Source organism: Edaphobacter aggregans DSM 19364, from assembly GCF_000745965.1.
In the GTDB taxonomy this organism is placed as follows: Bacteria; Acidobacteriota; Terriglobia; order Terriglobales; family Acidobacteriaceae; genus Edaphobacter; species Edaphobacter aggregans.
The window spans coordinates 1-14,877 of sequence record NZ_JQKI01000117.1 but is presented as its reverse complement, the minus strand read 5'-3'; the positions used below and the strand labels follow the sequence as shown (position 1 = coordinate 14,877).

The following is a 14,877-nucleotide window of genomic DNA, read 5'->3' as shown; positions in this document are numbered from 1 at the left end:
TAAGAAATCGGTAACGCTTCGTGGCCTGAATCAGAACCACAATCACGACCTCAAAGATATTTTCAAGGGTGCAGCCACCAGAGTCAGCAGCAGCAGCAATGGGCCGCTCCACGATTTCTATGAGCATTTGCTTGCTCAGGGGAGGAAACCCACGATGGCGCGCCTGACCCTGGCGAGGAAGATTGCCGCGATCACATTGATCGTCTGGAAGAAGGAGGTACATTTCGACGCCAGCTATTTGAAATCACAAGCAGCGTGAGCGCCTCTGGCTGAGATTCCGTTCCTCCCTGGGAGATCATTCCTAGCGGTGGGCCCGTCAGGTTCTCGAGACGCTCGATTTCGAGGAGAAGTATCCATCCGGAAGTTAGGCCCGTGCTTTATGCACGCGAGTCTCCGGGATTACCCTATGCCTCCTCGGACAATCGAATAAAGCCATAGGCCACGAGTCTCCAATAGGACCATGCGTTGCCACTCATGCAGTGGACAACCGTCAGGCTTGTTGTTTCAGAAAACGATAGGCGCTGTTACCAGAGCGAAATAAAACTCACAGGGGGAGAGGAGGCGTATCTCCGCTTCGGACGCGGAGACGAAACAAGGTTACTCGGCCTGGAGGAAGACCGCACGCTCAAACAGTGGGGCTGAATGCCGAGACAAGAATGGGGCGGTATTGAGCCGATGGGGAAGATTTTTCTCTTGACATTCCTTTTTATAGGACTTCCGGATGCCGGTTGTTGCTCGCTACATAGTTCGCGATTTCTCGTCAGCAATTTTCATCTTTGACGGAGAACAGCGCAGGGCGTGCGGCATCGTCTCACTCTCGTTTGTGCAGAGCCTCCGCGATTGCAGGGCAGTTTGACAAGCTCTCTAGGGTCAGTAGACGCGCCTTCCGGTGATGGTGTATTTCGCGTCGGGAGGATCCTCTGAGACGATCACCTTCTCCTCCGCAGGTTTCATCTCCTCCGCAGCTTTCATCTCCTCCGCAGCTTTCATCGCCTCCGCAGGCCTCTTCGCCTCTGCAGGTTTCTTCTCCTCGGCAGGTTTCACCGGCTCTGCGGGTTTCATCGGCTCCGCAGCTTTCATCGCCTCCGCAGGCCTCATCGCCTCTGCAGGCTTCAGCGCGTCCGCAGGTTTCAATGCCTCTGCAGGCTTCTCTGGGATCATCGCCCACGCGAAGCCGTGCGCCAGCCACAAAAAGAAGCTGGCGAAGAGGCACACCAAAACAAGGCCAGCGAAGAGGAATACTACCTGGCCTTTCGTGTTGGCGGCGGCATACAACCCGATTGAGAAGAAGGCGACGGTTGCGAATGAGAAGCCGCCCGCGAAGCGCCCAAGTCGACGCGATAAAACACTCATGCGATTACTCATTTAGGTCCTCCGTCGCTTGCGAAATAGACTCCGGAGAGCTTATTGAACAGAGCCGCTACCTGTCCAGATAGGTTGCACCCTCCGTCTAGGGCTTCAATCTATCCCGATGCTTCGAGGAGGGTACAGAGCATCTCTTTGCCGACGATACGGTACTGATCCCGAGGAAAGGCTTCTCAAGGCGAACGCTGTTATGCACGACTTCGTTTGGGGAAACCAGATGCAGATGCAGCTTGTCTTAGCCCGTCTGCTCGACCAAGCGGCAGAGGCAAGCAACGGCCTGCGAGAATTGCGTCGTCAGAACCGTCGTACGGAATTCATTCAGACGGCCCTTGCCCCTGCGCGCGACCGCCTCGACAAATCCACGTACCGCAAGCTGTGCGCTGCGCTCGCGTTGGTAATTAGTACCGAGTCCATGGTCGTTTTCCGCGACGTGCTGCAGATTGAGGAGGCCGAGACGCGGGTGGTTGAGGAGTGGATGATACGAGTGCTGACGCAAGCCGCACTGCTCGAATCGCGCGCCAAGGAAGGCAAACCTCTCCGGTCTATCTTCCAACGTGGCACGAAGAAACAGAAATATGGGTAGGCCCGCCGCCATCTGGACGTATTGTCGCCATCTCGGACAAGTGGTTCCTGTAGTTGGGGGCCAGTTGCTGACCTGCGGACCCGCAACGCCGTCGCAGGCGGGGCGTATCCGTGTTCTGGTGACGGTTGCGGGTGACGATCCGCAGGGCCAGCGGGCGACGGAGACTCGGCAAGCCGTTGGTGGCGTGAGCGGCGTGGAGGTGGTGGACGCGGTGACAAATGCGGACCGCGCGCTGCATGTGGTGATCCAGGAGCAGACGCTGGGGAAGCGGACGATCGGCTATACGGCCTCGTATGTGACGGCGACTCCATGCGTAGATGAGTCCGGTGGCAAGAAAACGGATACAGAGATCAAAGGGCAGCTCGGAACGTATACACAGCCGAAGGGTTCTGACCTTGCACGCGATCTGGCCGGGATGCTGGATAAGGATCTGCGAAGTGCGCAGACACCGTGACGGCACGCGGATGGTCCGGACTGCATCCTACTGGCTTGGAGGTGGGTTATGCGTGGTGGACTGGCGTGGTTACTGGCGGGCGGAGCAATCGGAGCGGCGATTGCTGTCCTGGTGCTAAATAGCGAGAGCGAACCGGAGTATGCGACCGGCTATGACGGTGTGGAGCGGGCCGCAGGGAAGACCTTCGGATGGGGAGTGAAGCGGCGGGCCGAAGGTAAGGTGGCGAGCGCCGTGGGAGCGGTAAAGGAAGGCGTCGGGCGCTTCACCGGCGATGCGGATCTCGAGGCCGAAGGTGCTGTCGACCGCGTGGCGGGCAAGGTAAAGGATACGGTTGGCGAGGTGGGAACTGCGCTGGGAGAGACGATTCATGATCTGAATCGATGACGCATTGCTTACGGGTAGCTCGTCACCTTAGGCGTAACCCGCGGCTTAATCTGGGTAGCGCCGCCGGTGTTGCTGATGACGTTGTCGATAGAGCCGAGATTTCCGAGTGCCACAGTGATCATGTCGTGGAACTGCACGCGGGGCGTTTGCGGTACCTCGATGGCGCGGGTGAGGACGACGTCGGGGTGGCGGAAGACGCTGTAAACGCCGAGGCCAAATGCTTGATGGTCGGTGACGTTGTCGGCGACTTTGTAGGAGGCCCATCCGTTTACGTTTGGGGCACTGGTGTATTTTGCCTGCGTGGGTGGGTCGTAGGGAATCTCCGACTGGTAGAAGTAGGTGCGTCCACCGTTGCCCTTCCAGAGCACCTGATACTCCTGGTAGTGCTCGACGAAGAGGCCGTATGCGGTGACATCGGTGCCGGCGACCACCATTCCGTTGGCGGCTGTGTTGCTCTCCCAGCCGACGCCTGCGCCGTGATCGGCGCGCCAGATCCATGTGTGGTCGACGATAACGTCGCTGGAGTTGATGGCGAGGGAGACCTTCGCCTTGCCGATGCCTGCTCCGCCTACGCGGAAGAAGACGTCAGTGAGCAAGGTCGGGTTGCGAATGTGGCGCGCCTTGCTTCCTTGGGAACCAACTTCGAGGAGTACGGGAGACTCTGTTTCAGCGGCGTCGAAGAGAAGTCCTGCGATGGTAACTCCGTCGACGTCGGCGACGGTCATGGCGGCTGTGCCTTTGATGGGTTTGAGGGTAGCGAAGCCGAGACCCATCACGATGGTGTCAGGTCGCGTGACTTTGATTGGGTAGGTCAGCTCGTAGATTCCGGGAGTGAAGATGAGGTGGCTGCCCTTTGCGAGCTGAGCGTTGATGGTTTCGGCCGAGTCGCCAGGCTTGGCGATGTAGAACTTCGAGAGAGGAATGGTTTTGCCGGGACTGGAGCCTGCGTGCCAGGTAACTCCGGAGCTGTTGTTCATAATGTTGGGGACACGGACGCTGAAGTTGCCCTTGGCGTCGGTGATGAGGAAGGGTTTCTCCCGGACGACGGGTGTCTTCTCGATTTTTGTGTAGGGAGGCTGAGGCCAGTCACCCGCTGGAGTCTGCGGGACGCCAACGAAGACCATGTTCCAGTTCGCGCCGGTCCAGCTTCCCCACTCGCTGTTGCGGGAGATCCACTGCTGCTGGGTTCCGGAGTTCACCTTGCCGTCGACGACGGAGTCGGACATCCATCCGCCGCTGGCCCATCCTTTGTTCTGGTTCAGAACGATGTCGCCCTTGATGTGCATGCGGCGGAAGGGAACGGCCTGCGAGACGGCCCACAGCATCTGTCCGTTTGCAGGGGTGACGGCAAGGCCTTCGATGGCTTTCCAGAAAGTGGTGGTGGCGTTGTCGTTGCGGGAGGCTGCTTCGGAGCGGACGTTGCCGGAGATGTGTGTTGCGTCGGGTGTAGCGCCGAGGCCGATGACTTCGGTGTAGAAACCGATGGGAACGTCGACCTTGTACTCGCCGGGGAGGAAGAGGAGGGCGTTGCGGTCCTTGCCGAACTGATTGTGCTGCTGGACGGCGTAGACCTTGTCGATCTGGGACTGGATCTCTGCGGCTGGAGTTTTGGGCGAGAAGATTGCCACGTTCGGGCCGAAGCCAGGCGTCCCGGGCTTGTCTGCTGCTTGTGCTGCGGAGGCTGAGAGAAGGAGGAGGGCGATCAGAGTCTGAGTGCGGGGCGAAACCTTCACGTGGTTCTCCGGCGAGAAAAAATGGCTGAGAAAAGTCATCAGCCATCTTTACACAAACGTTTGTCTTCTCCCTCAGGCTTGTTTGCGGTGGGAGAAAAGCTCGTAGAGATTCTCTTCGCCGAGGACGCGGCGGAGCTCACGGAAGGCGAAGAGGGGAACGAAGGCGCGGAGGATGATGATGGACCGGGCGATGAGCTGATCCCGTTGCATCTCGTGGAGGACGGTTCCGGCGGGTTTGTGGTGGCTGAGGCGTTTGATGAACTCCTCGAGGAGTGGAAGAGGAGCCGAACAGGGCGAAGAAGAAAGACTTCAGGAGGACGGACTGGTAGAGGGGACGAGTTTCCGCGCGGCGTCCGAGCTGCATCATCTCGCCGATGAGGATGACCTCGCCGATGACGAGGGCGTTGATGATGGCGAAGCGAAAACCGCAACATCGTTCATCGCTGCCGTCATCGCCCTCGCGATACTCGTTGCAAATCACGCCGGGTACTTGTCTCATCCGGTTAGGTAAGCTGCCATGAACCTACTACGCAGCAATGTCCGCTTGTTCTACGTCGGTGCGCTCCTTCTTGTCACGACCGTCTTGCCTATCGCAACGGTTGCGGAATCGAACGCTTGGGATGGCACATGGCGGCTGAACGAGGCGAAAAGTCAGTTGGGTGGGCCAACGTTCACGATCACGATCTTGCCTAAAGGGGAGTTCCAGATCGTTACTAGGAGCCTCAGTTACAAGCTGATCTGCGATGGGAAGTACCGTCCCGTGGTGGGCCAGAGGAGCTTGGCTTGTGTGAGTGGGACTCTAACCTCGATGGATGTTGCAGAGAAGGACAACGGCAAGCCGGTGAATACGGTGCATCGGGAAGTCTCTTCGGACGGCAAAACCTTGACTCAAACAATCACGACAATCGATGAGCACGGACCGGGAAAGTCCGTGCGGAAGGTCTTCGTTCGCTTCTCCAAGCCATCGGGCCTTGCAGGAGAATGGACCGACCCAAAGGAACTGGACCGGCAGCCTCAAATCATGACAACAGCCCTGAAAGAGTCAACCTTCCATCTGGGCTTCCCGTTGGAGAAGCAGTACACCGACATGAAGCTAGACGGTTCGGATGCCCAAACGCACGGTACAGCCATCGGAGTTCAAGCTACGCTCTCGGTGAAGCCGGAGACTCCTCAAAGGCTGCTTACTGTTCAGAAGCTGAATGGAACCGCATCACTCACGGGGTGCTGACCCTGAGTTCGGACGGGCGAAGCATCACCGAGGAAACGTGGAAACCGGAAGCTCCCTCGGTGAAAACCCGCCTGGTCTACGAGAAGCGCTAGGCGGCCTGTAGAGCATCTGTGGGCTTCCTCTGGCCTCTGTTGCCGACCGGAGCAAGAGCACGCTGCCTGTGGCATCGGGTTGACTATGACACGTCACCCCAGAATGGGTGCTGTAGAGGAACCTGAAGTTCCTCTGCGGGAACCACAATGGAATCAGGCAGCTAAGAGAAAAGCTCCTCCGTCCGGTTGCTGTACAGGAACCTTGCGGTTGCTGTGGGGGAACCACTGTGGAATCAGCGCCGAGCGGGGTTGCGGGCGCGGTGATGGCCTCCGCTGGCGTCTGGAGGGGGTACGGGCGCGGTGCTTCGCACCGGAAGGATGATGACACTCCATCCCTTGAGGGGTCGTGCAGGGGAACCCTGCGGGCACCCTAGAAACGCAGCTCCCGACGGATCATGATTATGCGGTTTCGACCCGCGAATATCAGCCTGATCAATCGTCGCTCAACCTGCCCCGGCTGCTGCTCGCTCTGTCCTCGAGAAAAAGCAGGCGCAACTACAAAAAACATCCCCACAGGTTTCGCAGCGTTGACACGGTCACTCCATATCAGGGCATAGGACGCATTGACCGCTCAAATCCGGCTCGGTTTTGCATCAAATGTGGGAAACCGATCTGACCGGTTCAAGCTGACATAGCGAGTGGCGGGGTACTCATGGTGTTTGCTCTAAATTGTACGGAGGCAACGTAGTAAGACGGCTGTCCTCGACGGGACCACCTACCGTGAAATGGTAAAGGCTCTGCCAATCACGCGATGAGATTCCGAACACCTCGTGAACTGGATCATCGAAGTAGCAGCCGATCCCGGTCGCACGAATTCCCGCCTCTTCTGCCTCGAGGTACAGCACCTGGCCCACGAGGCCAGCCTCCCAGAAGAGATTTCGGTAGAAGCTGGCGCCATAGACGACAAGGCTGTCGATGTAGTCGGCCAGCATCGAAAGGCTGAAGGCCCCGTCCCCCGCGATGTCTTCCCCGCAGGAGACGCTCGCGGCCAGAGTGCGGCAGTCCCCTTCTTTGAGAAGGTACAGCGGAAGACCCTGCGGACACGACGGGGGGCGTAGCCACAGGAACTCAGGCCGCATCGCTTGGCGGAGTTTCTCCACGTTTTCCGGATCGCGAGCGAGCGTGTAGAGACCAGGAGGCAGGCCCTTCACGCGGTGCACGAAGAGGCCTGTGCGGTAGCTTCCAGACAATGGACGAAGGCCACAAGCGTGGCGAGGCGCCGCGCGGCGGGCATGCGGCTGATGGCCTGGGCCTTGGCACGATTGGCGAAGCGCGCCAAGGACGCGATCCGGCTCGACGGAATGTGTGCCTTCATCGGTACGGTGATACCCAGCGCACGCACGGCGTTCAATCGATCGATTGCCGCGCGGATCGCCGGACCGCTGATGCGCGTCGGTCCCGAGCGAATCTGGTCGAGCAAAGACACCCGAGCGCCCTCCGGCACGAGCAGCAGCCGTTGCAACTGGTCTCTCTGTTGCACGGTGATCCCCTCGTCAACAGGCGATATAGATGGGCTTCGACCCGAGCGCGCACGCTGACGACGAAGCGCTCCAGCGTGGTAACGCCCGGCAACAGAATCTTGTGGGCCAGCAGCCAAGCGGTGGCGCGGTCGAACAGCGAACCCAGCCGCTCAGTGCCGGTCCAGCACACGCCGTAAAGCCAACGCGTCATTCGCAAGCCCACTCGCGGTTCGGTGATGTCACCGTAGCCGTAACGTTTGCGGATCTTTGTTACATGCTCCTCGCGCTGTTCTCCCTTGCGATAGCTCTGCAGACCGTCGAGGGTCTGGATAGCCAATTGGTGTGACAGGGATTGCAACACTGGCGACGGCACGGCTACCGGGTCATCTAGGAAAGTGCCGAGGTAACGCACGGTGGTCAGCTGCAGCGCATAGCCCAGGCGATTGTGGTGGCCGCGACAGCTCATGATCTGCGCGCGGTCCTCGTCGCTAAGATGAAAACAGCGGGCCAAGTCGTCCGGCGTAACCATGTCCTGATAACGGCCATAACGGTCACGTTGGGCTGCAGTGAGAAAACTGACGGCCATCGACGCACCTCATCGATCCTCAGGTACTGTCTCACAAATAGTCTGCGAGGCCCTCTGCGCGACGTAGAATAGATGATTGGATATGTGACAAATGCGACGTCCATGGCAGGCACTATCGCGGCGGTCACGCAATCGGCCGTTTAGGTGACAGATGCAGATCGGCTATATGCGGGTGTCGAAGGCGCATGGATCCCAGAGCACCGATCTGCAGCGACGCGCCACGGGCCGCGACCTGCGCCACCTCATCAACGTCGTTCACGACCTCAGCGCGCGCTGACCGGCCACGGTGCTTCTATCGACACCACCACGCCGGCTGGCAAACTGGTGTTCGGTATCTTCGCGGCGCTAGCGGAATTCGAGCGCGACCTGATCTCAGAGCGAACGAAAGCTGACCTTGCGTCGGCTCGCGCCCGCGGACGAAAAAGCGGTGCGCCCTATCAAGATGACTGCGGCGAAAGTGCGCCTTGCCATGGCTTCCATGGGGCAAAAGGAAACGAAAGTAGCCGACTTGTGCAGCGAATTGAGCATTACCCGGCAAACGCTCTACCGGCATGTCGCGCCGGACGGCAAGCTACGGAAGGACGGGCTGAAAGTCATCGAAGCCGGACGGACACGGCATCGGCACGGAAAGAAACAGTGAACGCCATGGCTTACCCCGGTTTTCCGTCCAATTGCTACTCGGACCCCCAATTAGCCCTGACCTGCCGTTCAGTTTCTGCCACTAGCGACGCCACATAGGATACGTTCATCGCTTAAATCCCGGAAAAGGATTGAAAACAAACAAGCGTGATTCCGGGATTTGAGTGCAGCGTGACAGCAGCTTCAAGACCCAGCTAACGGCGCGGCGAGCCGGTGCAAATTGCATGTCCGATTGTTCTACAAGTAAAGGAACATTTCTACGAGTTACGGCACATTTCTACAGGTTGAAGGAAAGGATAACCCGTCTGAAATGAATGAAACCGTTCTACTCGTAATAACGACAGCAACAGAGAGCCATTCTCAAGCTGTTCGGCTACCGATCCTGTAATGCCGGTGCGAAGAAGGAACTTGAAGAGAAGGCGCAGCGTGTGGCGATGCTGTCGGCGCAGCCGGTTTTCATTCTGCGCGAAGCCTTGCAGTACCTGGCTCAACGACGCATCGTCGCACCGGGCTACACCTACCTGCAGGACATGGGTGACCGAAGCAGAGGGGGACGGGGCCCCCATGTGAAGATCGTCAATTTTACCTTTTCGAGGCGTTGGGCAAAAATAACCTTTTAACCGCAAAGATTCTGGGGTTGCCTATTTTGCCACAGGGTACTTGGGATAGGGCTTAGACTGAAACAGTAGTCACCTTCTTACCGCACTAGGTAACGGCCAGAATCGGCGAGAGCCGTTGGTCGTTCACGGCGACCTTCGGCTCGGCCGGTGTAAGGAGGTGGGGCATATGCCCAAGAAGGAGCCAGACAACTGGCTCTCAGTTGCCGTCAGGATTGTCCTTGACTGGAGATTCCTGTTGGCTTTGGCAATACTCGCTCGGGTGCTACTAAACCGATAGTGCCCACTACCCCGGAGAGTACCTAGCTCTCCGGGCTTTTCTATTGTAGCCCAAAGACCATATGGGTCTACAAGACCATCCTATACGGACGGGTTTTCCACAAAGATTTCAGTCGCGTAAAAGTGGCGGCAGCGCCCTCGAATCAAAGGTTGCGTGAGTGATCAGACGGTAGGCTATGCCGTCGAGGTGCGCGGGTGAACCGCTCGGCCATTTATCCTTTAGTAGACGAAGTTGCCAAATCGGAGCATCCGCATGGCAAAAGGCGTCAATAAAGTTTTCATACAAGAATCCCCAACGGCGGGAACCGTCGGGGAACTTGAGAAAGGAGGTTGAGTGAGGAACACTAAGCCAAATTATCGGCCACAGGTGCAGGTTGACTGGAAATTTGTCCTAGCTCTTGCTGTTCTCGCACTGATCGTGCTTGCTAAACGGTAGTACTAACCCTCAACCGGGTCCCAGGGAGTTTGAGCCTCCTCGGGACCCTTTTATTTTATACAAATTTCGCTTTTACGCTACCTGAGAAACTTCGTTTTGGCGAACGCTTTAATGGCTAAACGAAGATAACAATGGCTTTAGCAGGCCAAAGTCTTCTTGTGGAATGACTTTCGCCATATTTTCGCCTACCTTATTCAGCATGACTAATCGAACAGTACCTTGAAGAGGCCACAATCGTTATCGACAAGTGTGGAGACCGGGGATTTCAGCAGCAGCTAAGGGTCTACCTGCAACGAAAGGTCAATCTTCCTGGGGGGCTTCGGCACGTCAAGAAGGTAAAGATGGAAGATTCTCGCTCAAACAACCTGCTCCAGCTTGCAGATATGATTTGCGGATCAGTAGCCCGATCATTTTTACCCGATAAAGAGGATCGCCTGACCTATCGAAACATCATCTCTCATCGAGAGATGGGAATTCAGATTTGGCCGAGATAATTGGGCCCATCCTCCTATCCCTTTCGGGCACGCGCACCAGAGGGTGACAGTTCGGAGGAATGGGCAATTCCATTCATATGATGCATCAGGGCGCAAGTAAGGCGCAAGTGCTATCGCGCGATCAACCCCGCACCGAGTTGCAGCAGCAACCCACACTCAATATCGGCACGACAAGTGGCAAGGGGTGAATCAAGCAACGATTTATCCCAAATCTATCCAATATAAGACTAATAGAATCAGCGAAAGCATTTGTCGGTGGGTGTGTCGTCGGTTATCTCGCCTCATTCTAAGCGCAACTACGCCAAAGCCCTCGACGACCTCTTTGCCTTCACTGCCAGCCGGCCTCTCTCCCCGTCCTTATTAAGGGAGTGGCGGGCGGCCATTGAAGCGCTCTCGCCCTCGACAATAAACGTCCGGAAACGTCCGGCTCTCGGCCGTGCGGAAGATGGTGAGCGAGGCCAGGCGGAACAACCTGATCGGATCGGAGGAGGCGGCCAGCCTGTCCGACATCCCCAACATCCGCCAGAAGGGAACCCGGCTGGGAAACTGGCTGACCCGGAAGCTGTCACTTTCAGAGTTATTTGGCGTAGTGCGAAGTCTATTTACAATACGAGTTAGAGAGGTCCTGTGACCAAGATGACAGCCATTTTGCATCGGAATCAGGCACTTACCTCGGAGGCAGAGTGTCCCCGCTTCTCACGAAGGAACACTCTCCCCCAGCGTCGTTCGTCCGGACTCAGTGATTGCGCCAGATAATTCTGAAGAACTACGCCAAATAGCAATCAAAGCTACAGCGAAAAGGCCAACCTTGCGTGGGCTGCGCACAAGAGGTGAAAGAAAGATATAGCTACGTCCGGTTCATCCGCGGTAGCCCGCTTTACCGACTTGCCCGTCTTCTGTCGCTCATCACGTTCTAGTGATTGTCTCCACGGCTCTGGCCAGCGCCAGACGCAGGTCCTTCGCATTGAAAGGGACGCAATAAGCTGGCGTGCGTTTCTGAAAGCAACGGCCTTCCGCGAGCGGACCGGTATCGACGACATCAAAACCGAACTGATTCAGTAGATCGGCGACGACCTGTTTCGCTGCAGGATCATCGCCTGCGATGGGATGAGCGCGGCGTTCCGACGAATTCGGTAAACGGCCCTCTTGTTCAATGCCAGGCGCTTCGATCGCATTAAGCGCCTTGACGATCTTCGATTTCGGAAGATGACGAGCCAGTAATTCGCTCGTAGTCGTCTCATCGCGATCCAACTCGCCGATGTGTCCATCGCGCTCGGGGTAATAGTTGTTGGCATCGATTACGATCTTCCCCTCAAGTGGAGCGACCGGAACAGATGCATAGTTCTTGAGTGGAATAGCGACGAGAACAATATCGCCGAAGGCGGCCGCCTCCTGAGGCGATCCGATCTTGCAATTCAAAACTGCGCGTAGCGTGAATAACGTATCCGGGGTCCTAGAGTTCGAGAGCATGACGTCATGACCATGCTTCAGTGCCACGGCTGCGAAGGCCCGTCCCACCATTCCTGCTCCGAGAATTCCAATCTTCATGTCTTTACCTTTCGAGCCCACTTTCGGGCCTGTCTCCTCTATTGCGAATTTAGCGGGTGGACGGTACAAATGTGAAGTACGCACAATAAAGTCAAATACTAACCAAAAGGTAAGTTTTGTGAAAAACAAGAGAAAGACGACGAGCAAACCGGATAGCGACGTTCTCTATCGTCGGTGCTGCGGAGCGAAGATGCAGGACGCTCTTCGTCCCCTGGAAGGGCGTTGGAAGCTGATGATTATGGCGCAACTCCTGGCTGGTCCAGCCATGCGGTTTTCCGATTTGGAGCGGGCCCTCCCTCAGATCTCTCAAAAGATGCTCATCCAGAGGCTTCGTGATCTGGAGGAAGACGGAATCGTCTCGCGCACGCTTTACCCCCAAGTCCCGCCTAAGGTTGAATACTGCCTGACTGAGGTCGGCAAAGGTCTGAGGCCCGTCTTCATCGCCCTTCTCGATTGGGCAGAATTGCAGCGGTCAACCATCTCAATCGAGGAACCCGTGAAGGCCTGACCATAGATCGCGGAGATCGGAAATCATCGGGTTGGATTCTCCGAGTTAGAGATCATGTATGCTCGCGCCGAACGGGAGCGACTCTGTCAGAGTTCGAAGTTGTTCCAGCGCATCTTCAACTGCGGTCATTGTCAATTGGACCCGATCAGCGAGCTACATGGCCTCAGAGACATCTTAGTTGAGCGACGTCTGCCACCTACTGTACAGAGCCAGTCAGTAACAAGCGCCGTCGATCCGCTTCCTATTGGCGTGTAGGTTTGATCGCTATCTGACGTAGATCTTTCAATGTTATTCGTCGCAGCCGTTTGTGCGGCGATGACGAGGGCAAGAAAGAGTTGATTGAAATAGGTGGATGAGATCATCTTTGACCTCATCCACCACTAGCGAGCGACGATTATTCGTCGCCCGCTCCGTCTGAAGGGTCATCAGCGGCCTCGATCTTCGAAAGCCGCTTCACGCTGGTAGCGTGGACCTCAGCGATCCGGTGCTTGAAGGTGGTCCCGTTGACCTCATCCTCGACCTCTCGATAACGCAGGGTGCCTTCCAGGGTGACGAGCTGCCCCTTGTGGAGAGTCTTGGCGAACTTGGAGAGATTGCTCCAGGCATAGACGCGGTGCCATTCGGTGCGGTTTTCGTAATCGCCTTTGTCGTTCTTCCAGCTCTCCTGGGTTGCGATGTTGAGGACGACGTACTCTTTGTTGTTCTGAGTGGTTTTGGCTTCTGCGTTCTGTCCGAGGCGGCCGATGAGGATGACTTTGTTGAACATGATTGTTTGGCTCCGTTTCTTTGGTTTGTCCGCTGTCTGCGGTACATGCTTGCCCAACGGGTGTGCCGTCGCGACCCACTCCCAAGGCGACTGGAAAGAATCTGCGGAAGGGGACCCAGACTTGCTATGGGGATAGGAGTCCGCACCTCTTGAGAGGCGCGCAGCGGATTCTGGGAAGGAGAGCGTGCGTCCGAAGGGCGGGGGTGTTTTGAGCGCGGCACGCTGAACGCAGATAGAAAGGCAAACCGGAAGGGAGCCGCACTGTTCAATGTCCTCCTCATGGCGCAAGTAGCAAAAGCAAGGCCAGAACTCGAAGAGTCAATCACAAAGAAATAGGGAAGAACGACAAGGGAATGGCAGCACCGAAGCTTATCGCTCGGCCCATCTCCTCGCCTTCTCCATAGTTCTTCGGACGTATGCAGCTCTCTTGGATGGGCTGGGATCGCGGGAGAGATAGTCGTCTTCAAGGGCACGTTCAATCCGGTCCTCGTTCATGCCATTGCCATATGCGGCGACACAGAAGGCGATGTCTGCGGCGGCGGGCCGGTCCTGGTACTTGATCGAAGTTCGGAATCGCTCAAGGGATAGGTTCGATAACCTCAGTCCCCTTTGGGGAGAAAGAGAACTTTGCAATCGCCTCGCCTCGCGTTCCTGCTCCCGTACTTCGTAGAGCTTCGTTATCTCCTGCTCGAAGGCCTGCGCCATCGGGTACTGCTGACCGGTGTGGCTGTGAAGGCGCACAAAAGGGAAGAGGCCGTCCGACTTTCTGTATTTGGGTTTGGAATTGGTAAAGCCGGGAAGCCGGCCAAACCTCCTCCAGTCTGCCGCGCTGGGGTCAGCGTCGTACCGCTCCGCCAATGTCTGCGCGACGAAGGTTCCGAGGACTTCGGAAATACTCTTGCGTGCTTGAGCCACGCCTGGAAGTTGCCGGGGCTGGTCTCGACAACGGCGCATGGATTGAAGCCGTCGGCCGAGAGCCTGGCGAGCGAGTTCTCGTTGAGATCGTCGAGAGTGGTGAAGCGATGCTCACCCGATGGACGAATGTAGATGTGCGAGCCCTGGGCATTGCGGTACTTGAGCAGAGAAAGCTTTTCTAGGACCGCCGCGGCCGAAATGCTGTCGAGTCCCGGAAGCATCCCTCGATCACTCAGGACACCGACATCGTAGAGCGGTGCCTCAATGGCTGTGAGCATATTGCGAACTGTGGATTCGGTTCTATCCATCGACGTCCCCTTCCGGGTGCCTTTTGCATGGAGGGGTGCGGGGGAGGGAAACAGGCCCGCTGAGGTGGGTGGCGGAAGACGCGGAGCGGCTGAAGGCAGGGAGTCGGGTTGTGAGATGCTAAAGCTCTTGCTCCGAATGAATGGTATCGGCAGACCTCTGCCGAGAGAAGTTCCTACTCGTTCGAATGATTTTGCGGGAAAAGAGGTCAAGGGGAAAAACCGAAGGGGTTTGTACCCTTGCGCCCGCTTCAGGGGCCGCGTTGCGGCGTTCCCCTGAAACGGGCGGCACTTGGTTATGCGTCCAGCATGAGGAGGACGGTGCGAACGCCTGTACCTGCGCCGATGAAAGTATCTGGAGGCAATTCTTCCCAGAGACCGCCGCGCGCTTCAACGATGGGCCTTAGCGTGTCGTTCTGCCTCGGGCCGTTGGCACAGATGGCGACGAGTCGGCCTCCGGGCTTCAACATCTTCAAGGCGTGCAT

General features: G+C 57.2%; 18 protein-coding genes and 3 pseudogenes. 11 read left to right on the top strand and 10 right to left on the bottom strand.

Annotated elements, in window-relative coordinates; all coding sequences use genetic code 11:
• On the top strand, nt 1-259 hold a 259-nt coding region (locus tag Q363_RS42270), incomplete at its 5' end, for a hypothetical protein (RefSeq protein WP_035356386.1).
• Between the two features lie 611 nt (nt 260-870).
• Here the strand turns inward: Q363_RS42270 and Q363_RS25300 are convergent.
• Nucleotides 871-1,365: an ABC transporter permease gene (locus Q363_RS25300; RefSeq protein ID WP_169747120.1), complete on the bottom strand. Its 495-nt coding sequence runs from the start codon at nt 1,363-1,365 to the stop codon at nt 871-873.
• A gap of 190 nt (nt 1,366-1,555) precedes the next feature.
• Here Q363_RS25300 and Q363_RS25295 point away from each other — a divergent pair, with 190 nt between their 5' ends.
• The 3 genes from Q363_RS25295 to Q363_RS39075 are packed head-to-tail and all read left to right on the top strand — an operon-like array spanning nt 1,556 to nt 2,786.
• Complete coding sequence (locus Q363_RS25295) at nt 1,556-1,948, top strand: hypothetical protein (RefSeq protein ID WP_051979300.1); 393 nt, start codon at nt 1,556-1,558, stop codon at nt 1,946-1,948.
• Nucleotides 1,941-2,402 (top strand): hypothetical protein, encoded by a 462-nt coding sequence (locus Q363_RS25290; RefSeq protein WP_035356381.1) that lies wholly within the window; start codon nt 1,941-1,943, stop codon nt 2,400-2,402. The genes Q363_RS25295 and Q363_RS25290 overlap by 8 nt, the downstream gene beginning before the upstream one ends.
• A 48-nt stretch (nt 2,403-2,450) precedes the next feature.
• A complete protein-coding gene (locus Q363_RS39075) occupies nt 2,451-2,786 on the top strand; it encodes a CsbD family protein (RefSeq protein WP_084080744.1) in 336 nt (111 codons plus the stop codon).
• An 8-nt stretch (nt 2,787-2,794) separates the two neighbouring features.
• On the opposite strand, the gene Q363_RS25280 is transcribed toward Q363_RS39075, so the two are convergent.
• Nucleotides 2,795-4,519, bottom strand: a complete 1,725-nt coding sequence (locus tag Q363_RS25280) for a hypothetical protein (protein ID WP_035356389.1) — start codon at nt 4,517-4,519, stop codon at nt 2,795-2,797.
• A 72-nt stretch (nt 4,520-4,591) separates the two neighbouring features.
• The gene (locus Q363_RS41165) at nt 4,592-4,729 is read right to left on the bottom strand and encodes a hypothetical protein (protein ID WP_157467532.1); all 138 of its coding nucleotides are present in this window, start codon (nt 4,727-4,729) and stop codon (nt 4,592-4,594) included.
• A 43-nt stretch (nt 4,730-4,772) separates the two neighbouring features.
• On the opposite strand from Q363_RS41165, the gene Q363_RS25275 reads away from it, so the two are divergent.
• Nucleotides 4,773-5,030: a hypothetical protein gene (locus tag Q363_RS25275; protein WP_169747119.1), complete on the top strand. Its 258-nt coding sequence runs from the start codon at nt 4,773-4,775 to the stop codon at nt 5,028-5,030.
• A 6-nt stretch (nt 5,031-5,036) separates the two neighbouring features.
• Nucleotides 5,037-5,747: a hypothetical protein gene (locus Q363_RS25270; protein WP_157467530.1), complete on the top strand. Its 711-nt coding sequence runs from the start codon at nt 5,037-5,039 to the stop codon at nt 5,745-5,747.
• Between the two features lie 742 nt (nt 5,748-6,489).
• On the opposite strand, the gene Q363_RS25265 is transcribed toward Q363_RS25270, so the two are convergent.
• From Q363_RS25265 to Q363_RS46800, 3 genes and pseudogenes are all read right to left on the bottom strand, one after another.
• A complete protein-coding gene (locus tag Q363_RS25265; RefSeq protein WP_035356373.1) occupies nt 6,490-6,999 on the bottom strand; it encodes a SagB/ThcOx family dehydrogenase in 510 nt (169 codons plus the stop codon).
• Entirely contained in the window at nt 6,987-7,319 is a 333-nt protein-coding gene (locus Q363_RS44710) for a hypothetical protein (protein WP_245632463.1), read from the bottom strand. Before Q363_RS44710 ends, Q363_RS25265 begins: the two co-directional genes overlap by 13 nt.
• A gap of 113 nt (nt 7,320-7,432) precedes the next feature.
• A pseudogene (locus Q363_RS46800) lies at nt 7,433-7,828 on the bottom strand (DUF4158 domain-containing protein); the annotation flags it as partial.
• A 208-nt stretch (nt 7,829-8,036) separates the two neighbouring features.
• Here Q363_RS46800 and Q363_RS46795 point away from each other — a divergent pair.
• The 4 genes and pseudogenes from Q363_RS46795 (at nt 8,037) to Q363_RS46785 (ending at nt 10,350) form a co-directional block, all read left to right on the top strand.
• Complete coding sequence (locus tag Q363_RS46795; RefSeq protein ID WP_425387781.1) at nt 8,037-8,162, top strand: hypothetical protein; 126 nt, start codon at nt 8,037-8,039, stop codon at nt 8,160-8,162.
• A 117-nt stretch (nt 8,163-8,279) separates the two neighbouring features.
• The gene (locus tag Q363_RS46790; protein WP_051979298.1) at nt 8,280-8,525 is read left to right on the top strand and encodes a hypothetical protein; all 246 of its coding nucleotides are present in this window, start codon (nt 8,280-8,282) and stop codon (nt 8,523-8,525) included.
• 349 nt (nt 8,526-8,874) lie between these two features.
• Nucleotides 8,875-9,144, top strand: a pseudogene (locus Q363_RS25245) (DUF4158 domain-containing protein); the annotation flags it as partial.
• A 918-nt stretch (nt 9,145-10,062) separates the two neighbouring features.
• Nucleotides 10,063-10,350 carry a DUF3800 domain-containing protein gene (locus Q363_RS46785; RefSeq protein WP_084080740.1) on the top strand — a complete coding sequence of 96 codons (288 nt, stop codon included), beginning with the start codon at nt 10,063-10,065 and terminating at the stop codon, nt 10,348-10,350.
• A 906-nt stretch (nt 10,351-11,256) separates the two neighbouring features.
• Here the strand turns inward: Q363_RS46785 and Q363_RS25235 are convergent.
• A complete protein-coding gene (locus Q363_RS25235; protein ID WP_245632462.1) occupies nt 11,257-12,045 on the bottom strand; it encodes an NAD(P)-binding domain-containing protein in 789 nt (262 codons plus the stop codon).
• A gap of 43 nt (nt 12,046-12,088) precedes the next feature.
• Between Q363_RS25235 and Q363_RS44700 the strand changes: the two genes are divergently transcribed.
• Nucleotides 12,089-12,406 carry a winged helix-turn-helix transcriptional regulator gene (locus Q363_RS44700; RefSeq protein WP_084080739.1) on the top strand — a complete coding sequence of 106 codons (318 nt, stop codon included), beginning with the start codon at nt 12,089-12,091 and terminating at the stop codon, nt 12,404-12,406.
• A gap of 394 nt (nt 12,407-12,800) precedes the next feature.
• Here Q363_RS44700 and Q363_RS25225 read toward each other — a convergent pair whose 3' ends face one another.
• From Q363_RS25225 to Q363_RS42260, 3 genes and pseudogenes are all read right to left on the bottom strand, one after another.
• Entirely contained in the window at nt 12,801-13,172 is a 372-nt protein-coding gene (locus tag Q363_RS25225; protein WP_035356360.1) for a single-stranded DNA-binding protein, read from the bottom strand.
• A 369-nt stretch (nt 13,173-13,541) separates the two neighbouring features.
• Nucleotides 13,542-14,365, bottom strand: a pseudogene (locus Q363_RS44695) (RepB family DNA primase).
• A gap of 323 nt (nt 14,366-14,688) precedes the next feature.
• Nucleotides 14,689-14,877: DNA methyltransferase family protein (locus Q363_RS42260; RefSeq protein WP_035356358.1), on the bottom strand; the 189-nt coding region annotated here is incomplete at its 5' end.